The 17,379-nt window shown below is 61.7% G+C and carries 17 protein-coding genes; 11 read left to right on the top strand and 6 right to left on the bottom strand.

All coding sequences use genetic code 11. From position 1 onward, the window contains the following. Positions 1 to 47 precede the first annotated feature (47 nt). The 5 genes from HX811_RS06730 (at position 48) to HX811_RS06710 (ending at position 6,249) form a co-directional block, all read left to right on the top strand. Positions 48 to 1,670 (top strand): MFS transporter, encoded by a 1,623-nt coding sequence (locus tag HX811_RS06730; RefSeq protein WP_177045288.1) that lies wholly within the window; start codon positions 48 to 50, stop codon positions 1,668 to 1,670. Positions 1,671 to 1,904: 234 nt separating this feature from the next. Continuing rightward, positions 1,905 to 3,854, top strand: a complete 1,950-nt coding sequence (locus HX811_RS06725) for a DNA topoisomerase III (RefSeq protein WP_177045286.1) — start codon at positions 1,905 to 1,907, stop codon at positions 3,852 to 3,854. 135 nt (positions 3,855 to 3,989) lie between these two features. Continuing rightward, positions 3,990 to 4,430, top strand: coding sequence for a CBS domain-containing protein (locus HX811_RS06720; protein ID WP_003211614.1), 441 nt, complete (start codon positions 3,990 to 3,992; stop codon positions 4,428 to 4,430). Between the two features lie 14 nt (positions 4,431 to 4,444). After that, entirely contained in the window at positions 4,445 to 5,293 is an 849-nt protein-coding gene (locus HX811_RS06715; RefSeq protein WP_177045284.1) for an NAD-dependent protein deacetylase, read from the top strand. Between the two features lie 626 nt (positions 5,294 to 5,919). Next, a complete protein-coding gene (locus HX811_RS06710; RefSeq protein ID WP_003211618.1) occupies positions 5,920 to 6,249 on the top strand; it encodes a hypothetical protein in 330 nt (109 codons plus the stop codon). A gap of 64 nt (positions 6,250 to 6,313) precedes the next feature. On the opposite strand, the gene HX811_RS06705 is transcribed toward HX811_RS06710, so the two are convergent. After that, positions 6,314 to 7,222 (bottom strand): LysR family transcriptional regulator, encoded by a 909-nt coding sequence (locus HX811_RS06705; protein WP_177019730.1) that lies wholly within the window; start codon positions 7,220 to 7,222, stop codon positions 6,314 to 6,316. Positions 7,223 to 7,355: 133 nt separating this feature from the next. Here HX811_RS06705 and HX811_RS06700 point away from each other — a divergent pair, with 133 nt between their 5' ends. From HX811_RS06700 to HX811_RS06690, 3 genes are read left to right on the top strand one after another with little or no spacing between them, the layout of a single operon-like run. Then, entirely contained in the window at positions 7,356 to 8,054 is a 699-nt protein-coding gene (locus HX811_RS06700) for a CoA transferase subunit A (RefSeq protein WP_008435892.1), read from the top strand. 31 nt (positions 8,055 to 8,085) lie between these two features. Further along, positions 8,086 to 8,745 carry a CoA transferase subunit B gene (locus HX811_RS06695; RefSeq protein WP_017475483.1) on the top strand — a complete coding sequence of 220 codons (660 nt, stop codon included), beginning with the start codon at positions 8,086 to 8,088 and terminating at the stop codon, positions 8,743 to 8,745. Positions 8,746 to 8,756: 11 nt separating this feature from the next. Continuing rightward, on the top strand, positions 8,757 to 9,938 hold the full coding sequence (locus HX811_RS06690) for an acetyl-CoA C-acetyltransferase (protein WP_177045282.1): 1,182 nt from the start codon (positions 8,757 to 8,759) through the stop codon (positions 9,936 to 9,938). Positions 9,939 to 9,998: 60 nt separating this feature from the next. On the opposite strand, the gene HX811_RS06685 is transcribed toward HX811_RS06690, so the two are convergent. Both HX811_RS06685 and HX811_RS06680 read right to left on the bottom strand, forming a co-directional pair. Continuing rightward, on the bottom strand, positions 9,999 to 10,418 hold the full coding sequence (locus HX811_RS06685; protein WP_177045280.1) for a PaaI family thioesterase: 420 nt from the start codon (positions 10,416 to 10,418) through the stop codon (positions 9,999 to 10,001). 93 nt (positions 10,419 to 10,511) lie between these two features. Then, positions 10,512 to 11,597, bottom strand: a complete 1,086-nt coding sequence (locus HX811_RS06680) for a DUF1615 domain-containing protein (protein WP_008435895.1) — start codon at positions 11,595 to 11,597, stop codon at positions 10,512 to 10,514. Between the two features lie 146 nt (positions 11,598 to 11,743). On the opposite strand from HX811_RS06680, the gene HX811_RS06675 reads away from it, so the two are divergent. Next, a complete protein-coding gene (locus tag HX811_RS06675; RefSeq protein ID WP_003211632.1) occupies positions 11,744 to 12,358 on the top strand; it encodes a LysE family translocator in 615 nt (204 codons plus the stop codon). Positions 12,359 to 12,483: 125 nt separating this feature from the next. On the opposite strand, the gene hemB is transcribed toward HX811_RS06675, so the two are convergent. The 3 genes from hemB to HX811_RS06660 all read right to left on the bottom strand — a co-directional run bounded on the left by hemB (position 12,484) and on the right by HX811_RS06660 (position 15,131). Continuing rightward, a complete protein-coding gene (gene hemB, locus HX811_RS06670) occupies positions 12,484 to 13,458 on the bottom strand; it encodes a porphobilinogen synthase (RefSeq protein WP_003211635.1) in 975 nt (324 codons plus the stop codon). A gap of 123 nt (positions 13,459 to 13,581) precedes the next feature. Further along, positions 13,582 to 14,424: a PhzF family phenazine biosynthesis protein gene (locus tag HX811_RS06665; RefSeq protein WP_177019734.1), complete on the bottom strand. Its 843-nt coding sequence runs from the start codon at positions 14,422 to 14,424 to the stop codon at positions 13,582 to 13,584. Between the two features lie 8 nt (positions 14,425 to 14,432). Then, complete coding sequence (locus tag HX811_RS06660; RefSeq protein WP_087694098.1) at positions 14,433 to 15,131, bottom strand: glutathione S-transferase N-terminal domain-containing protein; 699 nt, start codon at positions 15,129 to 15,131, stop codon at positions 14,433 to 14,435. A gap of 217 nt (positions 15,132 to 15,348) precedes the next feature. Between HX811_RS06660 and HX811_RS06655 the strand changes: the two genes are divergently transcribed. Both HX811_RS06655 and HX811_RS06650 read left to right on the top strand, forming a co-directional pair. Continuing rightward, positions 15,349 to 16,050, top strand: a complete 702-nt coding sequence (locus tag HX811_RS06655) for a histidine phosphatase family protein (RefSeq protein WP_087694099.1) — start codon at positions 15,349 to 15,351, stop codon at positions 16,048 to 16,050. 211 nt (positions 16,051 to 16,261) lie between these two features. Further along, positions 16,262 to 17,317, top strand: a complete 1,056-nt coding sequence (locus HX811_RS06650; protein WP_003211251.1) for a permease — start codon at positions 16,262 to 16,264, stop codon at positions 17,315 to 17,317. The last annotated feature ends 62 nt before the right edge of the window (positions 17,318 to 17,379 follow it).

Raw genomic sequence — 17,379 nt, 5'->3', positions numbered from 1 at the left:
CGCCGACAGTGGAACAACAATAAATAATCACTGTGAGGGCTACCCAAATGTCAGAACACGCTCAACCCCTGGGCTCCGCCACCAAGGCGCGAGACAGCAACGACACACAGAAAGTCATCTTCGCCTCCTCCCTCGGGACGGTGTTCGAGTGGTATGACTTCTTCCTCTATGGCGCACTCGCGGCGGTGATCAGCAAGCAGTTCTTTGCCGGGGTCAACGACACCACGGCGTTTATCTTTGCCCTGATGGCCTTCGCCGCCGGCTTTGTGGTGCGCCCGTTCGGCGCGCTGGTGTTCGGTCGGCTGGGTGACATGATCGGGCGCAAGTACACCTTCCTCGCCACCATCATCCTGATGGGCCTGGCGACTTTCTGCGTCGGCCTGCTGCCGACCTATTCGAGCATCGGCATTGCCGCACCGATCATCCTCGTCGCGCTGCGCATGCTCCAGGGCCTGGCGCTGGGCGGCGAGTACGGCGGTGCAGCCACTTACGTGGCCGAGCACGCCCCGGCGGGCAAACGCGGCTTCCACACCAGCTGGATTCAATCCACCGCGACCCTCGGCCTGCTGCTGTCGCTGCTGGTGGTGCTGGCGTGCCGTTACTTCACCGGCGACCAATTCGAAGTGTGGGGCTGGCGCCTGCCGTTCCTGCTGTCGATCGTGTTGTTGGGCATCTCCACCTGGATCCGCCTGAGCCTGCACGAGTCGCCGGCGTTCCTGAAAATGAAAGAGGAAGGCAAGGCCAGCAAGGCGCCGATCCGCGAGTCGTTCGGCAAATGGGAAAACCTCAAGATCGTGCTGATTGCGCTGTTCAGCATCAACGCCGGCCAGGCAGTGACGTTCTATGCCGCGCAGTTTTATGTGCTGTTCTTCCTCACACAGTTTTTGAAGATGGATCCGGCACTGGCCAACATGCTGCTGATCATCAGCGTGGTGATTGGTGCGCCGTTCTTCATCTTCTTCGGCTGGCTTTCGGACAAGCTGGGGCGCAAGCCGGTGTTGATGGTCGGCCTGCTGCTGGCCACCGCGCTGTACTTCCCGATCTTCAAGGGCCTGGCGCACTACACCAACCCGGCGATGGACCACGCCAGCCGCCAGTCGCCGATCACCGTATTGGCAGACCCGGCCACCTGCACCTTCCAGTTCGACCCGGTGGGCAAGGCGCGTTTTGACAGCCCCTGCGACAAGGTCAAGACCTTCCTGGTGAAACAGGGCCTGCCGTACGAAAGCGCAGCCGCCCCGGCGGGCAGCGCGGTGCAGGTGAGCGTGGGTGATGTGCGTATCGACGGTTACGACGAAGCCGCCCTGAAAGGCGCGGTGACCCTGGCGGGTTATCCGCAATCGGCTGATGTGGCCCAGGTCAACAAAACCATGGTGGTGGTGCTGATCGTCGCGCTGATCCTGATCGCCGCCATGTGCTACGGCCCGCTGGCAGCGCTGATGGTGGAGCTGTTCCCGACACGTATCCGCTACACCTCGCTGTCGCTGCCATACCACATCGGGAATGGCTGGTTTGGTGGCTTCCTGCCGACGGTGTCGTTTGCGCTGGTGGTGTACACCGGGGATATTTTCTATGGGCTGTGGTACCCGGTGGTCATTACCGGGGTGAGCCTGATCGTGGGGCTGATTTGCCTGAAAGAAACCAGGAACGTCGATATCGACAATAACTAAACGTCGATCCGGCCGACGCTGGAGTTTCAGTGTGGGAGCGGGCTTGCTCGCGAAAGCGGTGTGTCAGGACCAGACTTGTTGGCTGGCCCACCGCATTCGCGAGCAAGCCCGCTCCCACATTGGGTTTAGCACCAGACACACAAATTGCTGTATATCCATCCAGATAAAAGTTGCCCAATTCTGATTTATTGCCCATCCTGCTCCCCATTCAATTGCGTAGCGAATGTGGTGACCATGCGGCTGTTCCTCTGTGAAAAACCGTCCCAGGCCAAGGATATCGCCGCCGTGCTCGGCGCGACCCGGCGTGGCGACGGTTGCTGGCTGGGCTCAGGCGTGACGGTGACCTGGTGCATCGGCCACCTGCTGGAAACCGCCCCGCCCGACAGCTACGACGCCAAGTACAAGCGCTGGGTGCTGGCCGACCTGCCGATCATCCCCGAAAAGTGGAAGATGCTGGTCAAGCCCAAGACTGCCAGCCAGTTCAAGGCGGTCAAGCGTCTGCTGGGGGAAGCCCAGGAACTGGTGATCGCCACCGATGCCGACCGTGAGGGCGAGATGATCGCCCGTGAGCTGGTGGAGCATTGCCGTTATCGCGGCCCCATCCAGCGGCTATGGCTCTCGGCGCTCGACGACGCGTCGATCCGCAAGGCCCTGGCCTCGTTGAAGCCCGGTGCTGAAACCTTCAGCCTCTACCATTCGGCCCTTGGCCGCTCCCGTGCCGACTGGCTGATCGGGATGAACATGAGCCGTCTGTTTACCCTGCTGGGCCAACAGTCCGGCTACCAGGGCGTGTTGCCGGTCGGCCGTGTGCAAACCCCGACCTTGCGCCTGGTAGTGGACCGGGACCGCAGCATTGCCGACTTTGTACCCGTCGCTTATTGGGCCATCGATGTGGATCTGCTCCACGACGACATCACCTTTACGGCGCAGTGGCGCGCAACAGAAGACGCCTGTGACGATCAGGGCCGGTGCCTCAATCCGCAGCTTGCCCGGGACGCCGCCAATGCCATGAGCAACGCCGCCAGCGCCCGGCTGGTCAAACTGCGTACCGAGCGCATGCGCGACGTCGCGCCCCTGCCCTTCGACCTCGGCACCCTGCAGGAAATCTGCTCGAAAAAGCTTGGCCTCGGCGCCCAGGAAACCCTGGATGTTGCCCAGTCGCTCTACGAAACCCACAAGGTCATCACTTACCCACGCAGCGATTGCGGCTACCTGCCCCTGAGCCAGCACGGCGACGCGCCGAAAATCCTCGCGGCGCTGGGGCGGGCCGATCCGGCGGTGAATGAATTGATGCCACACATCGACCCGAAGCGTCGCTCCCGGGCCTGGAACGACGCCAAGGTCAGCGCTCACCACGGCATCATTCCCACCGGCGCCGGCAAGGATGTCGGGCAATTGACGGGCAAGCATCGCGCCGTCTACACCTTGATTCGTGCCCGCTACCTCGCGCAGTTCCTGCCCAACCACGAGTACGACCGTACCCAGGCAGATTTCGATTGTGCCGGTGAAGCCTTGCGGGCTGTCGGTAAAGTCATCGTCGAGCCTGGCTGGAAACGCGCATTGCCGGAAGCATTGGCGCCGGCCAAGGGCCGTGAAGCACCTGCGCCGCAGTTCTTGCCAACACTGGTTCAGGGGCAGGACTACGCCGTGGCCAAGGTCAACCTCAAGGACCTGTGGACCCAGCCACCCAAACCCTTCACCGAAGGCGACCTGATCAAGGCGATGAAAAACGTCGCCAAGCTGGTGGAAGACCCGCTGCTCAAGCAAAAGCTCAAGGACACCACCGGGATCGGCACCGAAGCCACCCGCGCCGGGATCATCCAGGGCCTGCTGGACCGCGGCTACCTGGTGAAAAACGGCAAGGCGCTGTCGGCAACACCCGCCGCTTTCAGCCTGATTGATGCAGTGCCACGGGCAATTGCCGACCCCGGCACCACGGCCATCTGGGAACAGGCGTTGGACATGGTACAAAGCGGTGAGATGAGCCTGGAAGAGTTCGTCGCCAAACAGGCGGCGTGGATGAGCAAGCAAGTCACCCGCTGCACCGGCATGCGTCTGACCATCAGCGGTCCGGCCAGCCCGGCAGGACGGGGTGCCACACCGTGGAAAAACAAACGCAAACCGGCCAAGCGCAAGACGGCCACCAGCCCGAAGCGGGCGGCGAAACCGGCAAACAAAGGCTGAGAAGCACTAAGAAATCGCGACAATGACGTTTTTCGACGGGATGTATGCCGCTTTGGACCTTGCCCTGCTGCAGGCCATCCAGGATTCTGTAGGGCCTGCTAACCTCCCAACAATAACAACACCGGAGTGGCCTCCATGAAAACCGTTGCCCAAGTGCTGAAGTCCAAAGACCAGCATAACCATCAAGTCCACACCATCCCCCACGACCATACGGTATTTGAGGCCTTGATCGTGATGGCTTCGAAAAACGTTGGGGCCTTGCCAGTGCTCCAGGACGGCAAGGTGGTGGGCATCATCAGTGAACGAGACTATGCCCGTAAGGTCATCCTCCATGGATTGTCTTCGGTGACGACCAAAGCCCACGAGATCATGAATTCACCGGTGATCACCGTCGACACTCACCAGACTGTCGAGACGTGCATGACGATCATGACCGACCGACATCTGCGGCACCTGCCTGTGGTGGAGAATGGCGAACTGCTTGGCTTGCTGTCCATCGGCGACCTGGTCAAGGAAGCGATTGCCGAACAGGCCGACCTGATCAAACAGCTGGAGCAGTACATTCGCGGCGAATAATCATTGGGGAACCCATGCTCGATACCCTGCAACATCAAGTCGATAACCAACTCGACAGCCTGCACCGGGCCATGGCCCAACGGCGCTTCCTGGTGCTGACCGGTGCGGGTATCAGCACCTCTTCGGGGATTCCCGATTATCGCGACAGCGAAGGCGTGCGCCGGGGCAAGGCACCGATGATGTACCAGGAGTTCCTGGCAACCCCGCAGGCGCGCCGCCGCTACTGGGCGCGGGCGATGCTCGGCTGGCCGAGGGTGCGTGTCGCGCAGCCGAACGCGGCGCATATCGCCCTGGCCACTCTGCAGCAACGCCAGCGCATTACCGGGCTGATCACCCAGAACGTTGACACCCTGCACGACCAGGCTGGCAGCCATGATGTGATCGAACTCCACGGCAGCCTGCACCGGGTGCTATGTCTGGATTGCCAGCAGACCAGCGAACGGGACCTGATCCAGCGCCAAATGGAAGCGGAGAATCCGTACCTGGCGGGTGTGGATGCCGTCCAAGCCCCCGACGGTGACACCCTGCTGGACCCGGCCTTTGAAGGACGCTTCCAGGTGCCCCTCTGCCCCCATTGCGGTGGGCAACGGTTGAAGCCGGATGTGGTGTTTTTCGGCGAGAACGTCGCCCAGGGCACGGCAGCCAAGGCGATGGCGGCGGTGGATGACGCAGAAGGATTGCTGGTGGTGGGTTCGTCGCTGATGGCGTATTCAGCGTTTCGGTTGTGCAAGGCGATGGTCGAGCAAGGCAAGCCCGTGATTGCCATCAATCTGGGCAAGACACGGGGCGATGAGTTGCTGCAACTCAAGATCGAAGCCTCCTGCGAACGTTTGTTGCCGTTGCTGGCAGAACGCCTGGGATAGCCCAATCCTGCTTTTCTGTGGCGAGGGAGCTTGCTCCCGCTGGGCTGCGCAGCAGCCCCAAAACCGACAACCGAATGATTCCTGCAGAACCGCAGTCAGCCTGGTGGGGGCGCTTCGCACCCCAGCGGGAGCAAGCTCCCTCGCCACAAAAAGCCCCCGGATCCCGCGACCTGCCCGCACGAAAAGTGACGCCCAAGTCACGTTTTCCGCTCACGCCCCCGTCCTGCAAGGATTTATGTAGTGCTCAAAAATAATCACTACATAATCGTTGACGTAACCGTTTTGTAATTGCATGATTCAAGCGTCTCCCGGATCGGGAGCGTTGGTAACACGCGTTTTGAACAAGCTCGTCTGACCGCCGAGCTGTTTTTTCCGGATGTGCACTGCCCACAAGGCAGATTGATGAAGCTGACCGGCCCGAAAGGATCGGTACAAGGAGCTCAAACGCTGCTTGTCTTCGTTATGAAACCATTGCGTAGCAGGTCATCAGCAAGACTACATGCATCGGTTCAAGACCCTGCCCGTATTCGGCAGACAGTCGCTGACGCCCGGTTTTCTGAGCCGGAGACAACTGAGTAGTTTTAACGGATCAACTAGAGATCGCCAACTGGTCAAGGGGCTTACACATGAATCTGAACAACCAACCAACTATCGATGAATTGGCTGAGATGTTCGCAGCGCAGAAAGACACGCTCGACGACCATATCCTCTGGATTGGTAAATCGGGCCAGGTCCATATTGACTGCCTGGCGCCCCACACCGTGGAAGAAGAGTTCGACAGGAATAACCGTGAACTGGCAGCGCGCCTGAAGATGTACCGCCGCGGCCAGGGTTATGTCGGCAAGAAAGCCGCCGCCGATCGCAACTTTATCGAGCAGGTCTTCCATACACTTAATACCGAGTGGCAGAACCTTAAAGGCCATTCGCAAGTTAAGGTGATCGACAGATACTGCTGATAACTACGCACTTATCACTTAAGCCTGCTCGCTTAAAACGAGCAGGCTTTTTTATGGCCGACGGTTATTGCAACAACGCCGGGAAACGCCCCTTCCCCGCTTCATCGCAAAAAATATCAAACATGGCCTGGGCCGCCGCTGAAAGTTCGTGGCCGGGCTTGGTCAGTACACCAATCGGCCGTTCGATCACCGGATCACTCAAGGTGATGCAATGGGCGCCTGCCTCCTGCATTTGGCGTGCACACAACGCCGGCACTGCACTCACGCCCAAGCCACTGGCAACCATCTTGCCCACCGTCGCCAGTTGATGGCTCTCCAGGGCTACGGGCAGCTTCAGGTCCAGCACCTTCAGGTGTTCTTCAAGCATCACTCGTACCGTGGACGGGCGCTGCAAGGTGATGAAGGGTTGTTCCAGCAGGGTGTGCCAGGCGATATCGGAGCGGCGTGCCAATGGCGAGTCACCGGGCACCACCGCCACAAAGCGGTCCACATACAGCGGGGTGAACACCAGCGATGAGCTTTCCGACGGTTCAAACGCCACGCCCAACTCCACTTGGCGATCGCGGACCATTTCCAGCACCTGCTCGTTGATCACGTCATTCACCGTCACGTTGACCTGGGGATAGCGCGCGCGAAAAATCTTCAGGATCGGTGGCAGCAGGTTTCCGGCAAACGACGGCATCGCCGCCACTGTTACCCGCCCGCGCTGCAAGGTGAAACGCTGGCGCAACTCATCCTCGGCATTGTCCCAGTCGGCGATCAAGCGCCGGGCCAGGGGCAGCAGGGATTCGCCTTCAGGGGTCAGCGCGACATTGCGGGTATTGCGGCTGAACAAGCGCCCGCCCAGGCCTTCCTCCAGACCTTTGATGGTCAGGCTCAAGGCCGACTGGGAAAGATGCAAACGCTCACAGGCGGCCGCAAAGCTCAAGGTCTGGGCCACGGCAAGAAAGGCGCGCATCTGTTTAACTGTCATGAAGCTTCTCCCGATGGCTGAGGACTATGCTGTTTTTTAAATCAATCAACCTTAAAAAACAACTTAACAAATCAATCCGTCGGCGCAACACTCGGTTCATATGGCTGGCCCACAAACAATAAAAGAGGTGCATATGGCAGGTTTTGATAAACGCGTAGCGTCCTATGAAGAGGCGCTGGCAGGCCTGGAAGATGGCATGACGGTTCTTGCCGGTGGTTTTGGCCTGTGCGGCATCCCGGAAAACCTCATTGCCGAAATCAAGCGCAAGGGCACCCGCAACCTGACCGTGGTCTCCAACAACTGCGGCGTCGACGGCTTCGGCCTGGGCCTGCTGCTGGAAGGCAAGCAGATCAGCAAGGTCTTCGCGTCCTACGTCGGTGAAAACGCCCTGTTCGAGAAGCAACTGCTCAGCGGCGAAATCGAAGTGGTCCTGACGCCCCAAGGCACCCTCGCCGAAAAACTGCGCGCAGGCGGTGCCGGCATCCCGGCCTTCTTCACCGCTACCGGCGTCGGCACGCCAGTCGCTGAAGGCAAGGAAACCCGCGAGTTCAACGGTCGCCCGTACCTGATGGAAGAATCCATCACCGGCGACTTCGCCATCGTCAAAGGCTGGAAAGCCGACCACTTCGGCAATGTGATCTATCGCCATACCGCCCAGAACTTCAACCCGCTGGCCGCCACCGCCGGCAGGATCACCGTGGTCGAAGTCGAAGAAATCGTCGAACCGGGCGAGCTGGACCCGGCGCATATCCACACCCCAGGGATCTACGTCGACCGGATCATTTGCGGCACCTTCGAGAAGCGCATCGAACAGCGCACCCTCCGCAAATAATCCACCAGCCCAGATAATAAGGAGACAAAAAATGGCTCTTACCCGCGAACAAATGGCTCAACGCGTCGCCCGCGAAATGCAGGACGGTTTCTACGTCAACCTCGGCATCGGCATTCCGACCCTGGTGGCCAACTACATCCCAGAAGGCATGGAGGTCATGCTGCAGTCGGAAAACGGCCTGCTGGGCATGGGTCCGTTTCCTACTGAAGAAACCATCGATGCCGACATGATCAACGCTGGCAAACAGACCGTCACCGCGCGCATTGGCGCGTCGATCTTCTCCTCGGCCGAATCCTTCGCGATGATTCGCGGCGGCCACGTCGACCTGACCGTGCTCGGCGCGTTTGAGGTCGATGTACAAGGCAACATCGCCTCGTGGATGATCCCCGGCAAGCTGGTCAAGGGCATGGGCGGCGCGATGGACCTGGTGGCCGGTGCCGAGAACATCATCGTGATCATGACCCACGCGTCCAAGGACGGTGAGTCCAAGTTGCTCAGCCGCTGCAGCCTGCCGCTGACCGGCGCCAACTGCATCAAGCGCGTGCTGACGGACCTGGCCTACCTGGAAATCGAAAATGGCGCTTTTGTCCTCAAGGAACGCGCACCTGGCGTCAGTGTTGAAGAGATCGTCAGCAAGACAGCCGGTAAACTGATCGTCCCGGACCACGTTCCAGAAATGCACTTCCAGTGAGGACAGATTCCATGCAAGACGTCGTGATTGTTGCTGCCACCCGCACCGCCGTGGGCAGCTTCCAAGGTTCGCTGGCAAGCATCCCGGCCCCGGAGCTGGGGGCTGCGGTGATTCGTCGCCTGCTGGAGCAGACCGGCATCGACCCGGCACTCGTGGATGAAGTGATCCTTGGCCAGGTGCTCACCGCCGGCAGCGGCCAGAACCCGGCCCGCCAGGCCTCGATCCTCGCCGGCCTGCCCCACGCCGTGCCGGCGCTGACCCTGAACAAGGTCTGCGGCTCGGGGCTCAAGGCCCTGCACCTGGGCGCACAAGCGATCCGTTGCGGCGATGCCGAGGTAATCATCGCCGGCGGCATGGAGAACATGAGCCTGGCCCCGTACGTATTGCCGGCCGCCCGCACCGGCCTGCGCATGGGCCATGCGAAGATGATCGACAGCATGATCACCGACGGTCTGTGGGATGCGTTCAACGACTACCACATGGGCATCACCGCCGAGAACCTGGTGGACAAGTACGGCATCAGCCGTGAAGCCCAGGACGTCTTCGCCGCCGCCTCCCAGCAAAAAGCCACGGCGGCCATTGAAGCCGGGCGTTTCAGCGATGAGATCACACCGATCCTGATTCCCCAGCGCAAGGGCGACCCGGTGGCCTTCGCCGTGGACGAACAGCCACGGGCGGGCACCACCGCCGAATCCCTGGCCAAGCTCAAGCCGGCCTTCAAGAAAGACGGCACGGTCACCGCCGGCAATGCATCCAGCCTCAACGACGGCGCGGCTGCCGTGCTGCTGATGAGCGCGGACAAAGCCAAGGCGCTCGGCTTGCCAGTGTTGGCCCGAATCGCCAGCTACGCCAACGCCGGCGTCGATCCCGCGATCATGGGCATTGGCCCGGTATCGGCCACCCGCCGCTGCCTGGACAAGGCCGGCTGGAGCCTGGGCGACCTGGACCTGATCGAAGCCAACGAAGCCTTTGCCGCGCAGTCACTGGCGGTGGGCAAAGAGCTGGAATGGGACGCGGCCAAAGTCAACGTCAACGGCGGCGCGATTGCCATCGGCCACCCGATTGGCGCGTCAGGCTGCCGTGTGCTGGTGACCCTGCTGCATGAAATGATCAAGCGTGACGCCAAGAAAGGCCTGGCCACCCTGTGCATCGGTGGCGGGCAAGGTGTAGCCCTGGCCCTTGAACGCAGCTGATTTCAAAGAGCAACATGGAAAAAGCCCGGTTCCACGAAAACCGGGCCTTTTCTTTATCGGTCAGTCCCGCGCCTGGGGCACCGCAAACACCGCATTTGCCCGCACCACCACCTTCTCCCCGACCTGCACGCTGACCGTGGCAAACGCCATCTGCCGCCCACGCTTGTGGTGTTCCAACCGCACCTCGATCCACTCACCCACCTGCACCGCGCCGAGATAATCCAGAGTCATGCTCGCCGTGATCAACGGCAGCGGCGGCTCGCTGGAAAACGCCATGGCGTAGCCCATGCCCACATCCGCCAGGGTGGCCAGCACGCCACCGTGCACGGTGCCGCGTCCGTTAGCGTGGCGGTTGTCGGCGCGCAGGCCGATTTCCAGCTGCAAGCCTTCACCTCGGCTATACACCGGGCCAAGCAGGTCCAGGAGTGGGCTGCTGCGACGCAGCGGGGTAAAGCCTTCGGGGATGGCATGGGCAGTCATGTCAGGTTCTTCCTTGGGGACAAGACTGGAGGTGTATCCCACCGCAGCCATCCGGACCATCAACATCAGCCCGGTAAATCCCCGGTGATAAGCCTAACGCTTCATGCAGCGCTGATAACGCTCATCCACGCGCTTGGCAAACCAGGCCGTGGTGAGGTTGCGGGTGATCTTCGGGCTTTTCAGCACGATGCCCGGCAGGATCGCCCGCGGCACCGGTTTGCCGGCGGCCTTGTCGGCCAGGGCGAACACTCGCTGGTACAGGGTGGTGTCTTCAAAATCCAGGCGCTCGCCCTGCTCCAGCTGGCTGCGGATGCTCGGGTTGCGCATGTCCAGCGCCTTGCCCAGTGAGCGCACTGCCAGCTCGGTGGTGCCTGGCAGGAACGAGCCGTAGTTGATCAAATCACCGTCCAGCGCCAGCGTGGTACCCGAGACCCGGCTGACCGCTGCCTGGAATGCGGCGTTGCGGCTGGCGTACCAACCGGCATTGAAATCGGCGAAGCGGTACAGCATCTGGTCGTAATTCACCGGGTAGCCCAGCAGATGGGTGATGCCAAAGTACATGCCGCCTCGGCGGGTAAACACTTCCCGGCGGATGCTGCCATCCACGGTGTAGGGATAATCCCGGGCCTGCTTCTGTGCGAAGTCGATGCTGACCTGCATCGGGCCTGCGGTATGCACCGGGTTGAAGCCGCCAAACAGCGTATTGCCCAAGGGCACGACACTGATGAAGTCGTCAAAGATTCCACTCAAATCCCGCTCGGTGCGCGCAGCGTTCAAGCGCTCGGCGTAGGACTTGCCGGTGGGCGAGCGCAGTTGCAGTGCCGTGCGCACCAATACCGCCGGCACATGGACTTTAGCGGCGCGCCGCAGGATCTCGTCCTGGGCGATCTTGCCCATGTTCGGGACCGGCGGGTCGACCTGATAGGTGGACTCCTGCTCGGTCACGGCCAATACCGCGCAGATGTTCTCCGTACCGGGGTAGATTTTCTGCGTGTTGAAGGCGGTGTAGATGTCCTGGGCCCAGCCGCCACGATCCGGCACGCTGGCCGGCATCAGTCGCACGATCTGCGCTTTCACCTCGGCTTCGCTGCGTTCCGGCAGTTGCTGGGTGCGCTGGCTGGAGCAGCCGGCCAATACCAATAAGGTGGTAAGGCACAGGATGAGGCGAGATGAACGCATGGGGCTTCCTTGGGCGACAATGGGCCAGTCTTGGCAGATATCGACCGGTAAGTCTAACCGGGGTTCGCCGACCTGCCGCACTCGCCAAAAAAACCGCAACGTGAAAGGATCAGGCTCCCGTCGTTCCTACAAGGAGTTTGAATGCCATGCTTAGCCTGAACTTCCTGATCACCTGCCTGATCGTCGTGCTCATTCCCGGCACCGGCGTGATCTTCACCGTGTCCACCGGACTGACCGCCGGCAAGCGCGCCAGTGTGTTCGCGGCGCTGGGCTGCACCGCCGGGATCGTTCCGCACTTGTTGGCCTCCGTGCTTGGGCTGTCCGCCCTGCTGCATACCAGCGCCCTGGCGTTCGAAGCCCTCAAGTATGCCGGGGCCGCCTACTTGCTGTACCTCGCCTACGCCACCTGGCGGGACCGAACGGCCTTTGCCATGAACGACACACCGACGATTTCCAGCGCCCACAGCCTGATGGTGCGAGGCCTGTTGCTGAATATTCTGAACCCCAAGCTGACGATTTTCTTCCTGGCGTTCCTGCCGCAATTCGTCACCCCGGGCGCGGGCGCACCGGCCCTGCAAATGCTGTTGCTGAGCAGTGTATTCATGGCGATGACGTTTGCGGTGTTTGTGATTTATGGCCTGCTGGCCAATGTGTTCCGCCGCGCGGTGATCGAATCGCCACGTGTACAGAACTGGCTGCGCCGCAGTTTTGCAGCGGCGTTTGCGGGGTTGGGGCTGAACCTGGCGTTTGCCCAGCGCTAAGTTGCAAGCAGCCGCGAACAGCCTTCTTGTGGCGAGGGAGCTTGCTCCCGCTGGACTGCGCAGCAGGCCCATTTTCAGGGCCGCTGCGCGCCCCAGCGGGAGCAAGCTCCCTCGCCACAGGTTACTTAGATCCCGGCGAGTGCCAGGTCCATCGCGAAGTAGGTGAAGATCAAGTCCGCACCGGCGCGCTTGATCGAGCCCAGGGTTTCCCGCACTACGCGGGCTTCATCGATCGCACCCGCCTGGGCGCCGAACTTGATCATCGCGTACTCGCCGCTGACCTGGTACGCCGCCACCGGCAAACGCGAGGCTTCGCGGATGTCGCGGATGATGTCCAGGTACGCGCCGGCCGGCTTGACCATCAGCGCGTCCGCACCTTCCTGCTCATCCAGCAACGATTCGCGCACCGCTTCGCGGCGGTTCATCGGGTTCATCTGGTAGCTCTTGCGATCGCCCTTCAGCGCGCTGCCGCCGGCTTCGCGGAACGGGCCGTAGAGCGCCGAGGCGAACTTGGTGGAATAGGCCATGATCGGGATATGGCTGAAGCCTGCTTCATCCAGGGCCCGGCGAATGGCCTGGACCTGCCCGTCCATCGCGGCGGACGGTGCGATCACATCGGCACCGGCACGGGCGGCGGCCACAGCTTGCTTGCCAAGGTTGACCAGGGTGCGGTCGTTGTCGACTTCGGCGCCGTGCATCACGCCGCAATGGCCGTGGTCGGTGTACTCGCAGAAGCAGGTGTCGGACATCACGATCATTTCCGGCACCGCGTCCTTGATGATCGAGGACATGCGCGACACCAGGCCACGCTCTTGCCAGGTGTCACTGCCCGAGGCGTCCAGGTGGTGGGACACGCCGAAGGTCATCACCGACTTAATCCCGGCTTTGGCATAGCGCTCGATCTCACCCGCCAGCTTCGACTCGGGAATGCGCTGCACCCCGGGCATGCTGGTGATCGGCACGAAGTCGTCGATTTCTTCTTCAACGAAGATCGGCAGCACCAGGTCATTGAGGGTGAATTCGCTTTCCTGGAACAGGCCACGCAACTCCGGGGAGCGGCGCAGGCGGCGTGGACGGGCTTCGGGGAACTGGCTGGACATTGATGCTCCTGAAAAAAGGCAGGCCAAAAATCTTTGGGGCGAAAGCTTATGCCTCGTGCACCGCAGAGCACAAACGCCAAGTGCGGAACAGTTTATTGCAGGCTTGGTAACAATTGCATTGATCTACAGCTGTAGACGGCCTTCAATGCAAACGGCAACCGCGCCGCCGACCCAGATTTCCTCGCCGCTGTGTTCAATGCGGATTCGCCCGGCGCGGCCCATGGCGGTGCCCTGGCTGACCACATAGCGGCTGGGCGCCAAACCCTCGCCCAGCAACCACTGGGCGACACCGGCGTTCAGGCTGCCGGTGGCCGGATCTTCCGGAGCGCCGTCGCCGGCAATAAAGGCCCGCACCTCAAACTGCGCCTCATCGCCATCCCGCTCGGGGTTCCACGGGGCGATCACGCCCACGGCCAAGCCCTGCAACTGCGAATAGTCAGGCCGCAGTGCCAGTACCTGCTCGCGATCCGCCAGCATCACCGCCAGCCAGCCCGCGCCGTTATCCACCCACTGGCTGCGCAAAATCGCACCGGGCTCAAGGTCCAGGGCCCGACGCACGCGCTCGACCAATTCAGCTTCCAGCGGGCCGGAACGCAGCAACGGTGGCGCGATAAACGCCAGTTCATCGCCCTGGCGGCGGATGCGCACCAGGCCGATCTCACACTCCTGGATGATCTCCTCCCCAGCGGGTTGGCCACCGGCCAGCAACCAGGCATGGCAACTGCCCAGGGTCGGATGGCCGGCAAACGGCAACTCCTTGAGGGTCGTGAAGATCCTTACGCGGTAGTCCGCTCGTGGATCACGGGGCTTGAGCAGGAAGGTGGTTTCGCTGAGGTTGGTCCAGTTGGCGAAATCCGCCATCTGCTGGTCGTTCAGGCTGTCGGCGCCCAGCACCACGGCCAACGGGTTGCCCTTGACGGCCACGCTGCTGAAAACGTCCAGTTGTTTGAAGTCGAAAGAAGCCATGCCGGTCCTTATGCTGGGATGTTCAAGCCACGGATCACCGCCGGCCGGGCGACAAACCCGTCCAGGGCCCGCAGTACGTTCGGGAAGTCGGTAATACCCACCAGGTCGCCGGACTCATAGAAGCCGATCAGGTTGCGAACCCACGGGAAGGTGGCGATATCGGCGATGCTGTACTCGTCACCCATGATCCAGGTGCGGCCCAACAGGCGCTTTTCCAGCACGTCCAGCAAGCGGCGCGACTCGGCGACGTAGCGGTCGCGCGGGCGCTTGTCTTCGTAGGCCGCGCCGGCGAATTTGTTGAAGAACCCCACCTGGCCGAACATCGGCCCGATACCGGCCATCTGGAACATCAGCCACTGGATCGTCTCGTAACGCATCGCCGGGTCTTCGGGAAGCAATTCACCGCTCTTCTCGGCGAGGTAGATCAGGATCGCGCCCGACTCGAACAGCCCCAGCGCCTGGCCGCTCGGGCCATTGGGGTCGATGATCGCCGGGATCTTGTTGTTGGGGTTCAGCGACAGGAACTCGCTGGAAAGCTGGTCCTGGGTCTCGAAACTGACCTTGTGCGCCTCGTAGGGCAGGCCGATTTCCTCGAGCATGATCGACACCTTGACCCCGTTGGGCGTGGGCAACGAATACAGCTGCAGACGCTCGGGATGCCGGGCCGGCCATTTGGCGGTGATGGGGAAGTCTGAAAGTGAGTTCATCATGGGACTCCTGATAAAAGTAGGAGAGTAGTGGTTCAGTGCCTATCGTGCATCCGTCTTAATTCAGCAACATCTGCGGGTTAATCTCCTGCACACGGCAAGGATGCCGCCCCATCTCCCCCGCGAAACGAACCAAACTGCCTTGGGGGACTCTTAAAGAGCGCCCGATGGCTGGGCTTGCTTGCCCTGAATCCCTGCACCGAGACTTAGAACCATCATGACCTACAAGCCTCTGTGTCTTGCGAAACGCTTCAAACGCTACTCCTACATCCTGCTGCCGGTATTGCTGGTGAGCGCCGCGGTCGGCCTTAGCCTGGAATCGCGGGTCAGCCGCGCCCAGCCGGTCGACGGCGTGCAAACCCTGGTGTTCCTGCGCCATGGCGAGAAACCTGCCGGGGGCCTCGGCCAACTCAACTGCCAGGGGCTTAACCGTGCGATGAACCTGGCCACCGTGCTGCCGGAAAAATTCGGCAACGCCAACTACGTGTTCGCACCCAACCCGACCCGCAATGTCGAGGAAGGCGAGAAAGACAACTCCTACAGCTACATCCGCCCGTTGATGACCATCAGCCCCAGCGCGATCAAGCTCGGGTTGCCGGTCAACATCAAGTTCTCGGCCAATGACACCAGCGCCCTCGCTGACGAACTGGTGGAAGACAAATACCACAACGCCGTCATCTACACTGCCTGGTCCCATGGGTATCTGCCGGACTTGATCAACAAGGTGGCAAGCGAGGCCGTCGGTGAAAAACATGTGATTACCGACGATTGGTCCGGCAGCGATTTCGATAGCTTGTATGTGTTGACCCTGACCTGGCACAACGGCAAGGCCTCGCTGCTCAGCCGCAACTACAAGCAAGGCCTGGACAATGGCCAGCAGACTTGCCCGGACGCAACGCAAGTCAGCGCCGATATCTGACCGCCCCCGAAGACCCGTGGCGAGGGAGCTTGCTGTGGCGAGGGAGCTTGCTCCCGCCGGGCTGCGAAGCGGCCCCAAAATTCTGGGAGCGCTTCGCACTCCAGCGGGAGCAAGCTCCCTCGCCACGGCAAGCTCCCTCGCCACAGTGCTTCGGAGGCGGCCTTGTACAGCGTATGATGTTGCGCTATTGACTCACCTGCGGATCATCTACATGTCCAACCTCTCCTCCACCCAGCCTGCCCGGGGCTGGTCCTTCTGGTGGAAACCAGCGCTGTTCCTGCTGGTGGCCTGCGTCGGCCTCTACTACGTGAAATGGTCGCCCTACTACGCCAAGGCGTTTATCGCGGCAGACAACCACAGCATCGGCGCCTCGATTCTCAACGACCAGCAAAGCGCGCCACTGGCCGCCGCGCTGGCCTATGCCCAGGTGTATTTCCTGGCGATCTGGAAGGCTGCGGTGCTGGCGGTCATTCTCGGCTCATTGCTGCAAGTGCTGATCCCACGGGACTGGCTGCTGCGCCTGTTTGGCCGTGCCGGGCTGGGATCTACCCTGCGTGGCGGGCTGTTCGCCCTGCCGGGGATGATGTGCAGTTGCTGCGCCGCTCCGGTGGCGGCCGGTATGCGTCGGCAGAAAGTCTCGGTCGGCGCGGCGCTGGCGTTCTGGATTGCCAACCCGGTGCTGAACCCGGCGACACTGGTGTTCATGGGCTTTGTGCTGGGCTGGGGCTTTACCGCGCTGCGGTTGGTGGCCGGGATCGTGCTGGTGGTGGGTGTTTCGCTGGTGGCGCAACGCATCGCGCGGCCGGAGCAGGTACCGGAAGCCGCGCTCGACGCCGTGGCCCAGGCCAGCCATGCCGAAACCGAACCGTTCCTGACCCGCTGGCTGCGCACCCTGTGGCAGCTGTTCTGGAGCACGATTCCGGTGTACATCCTGGCGGTGCTGATCCTTGGCGCGGCGCGGGTCTGGCTGTTTCCCCACGTTGACGGCGCCATGGCCAACAGCCTGGTGTGGCTGGTGCCTCTGGCGATTGTCGGCACGTTGTTCGTGATCCCGACCGCCGCCGAAATCCCCATCGTGCAGACCATGATGACCCTCGGCATGGGCACCGGCCCGGCCGTGGCCTTGCTGATGACACTGCCGAGCGTGAGCCTGCCGTCGCTGCTGATGCTGCGCAAGGATTTCGATGCGCGGGTGCTGGTGACTGTGGCCGGCTTGACCATGCTGATGGGGGTGGTGTGTGGGCTGATCGGGGCGTTTATCCTGTAGTGATTGGGTGAGTTTGAGGGCCTCTTCGCGAGCAAGCCCGCTCCCACATTCGACCGCGTTTA

The sequence above is a fragment of the Pseudomonas sp. F8002 genome (assembly GCF_013385495.1).
Classification (GTDB): domain Bacteria; phylum Pseudomonadota; class Gammaproteobacteria; order Pseudomonadales; family Pseudomonadaceae; genus Aquipseudomonas.
This window is presented reverse-complemented; position numbering and strand designations above follow the sequence as displayed.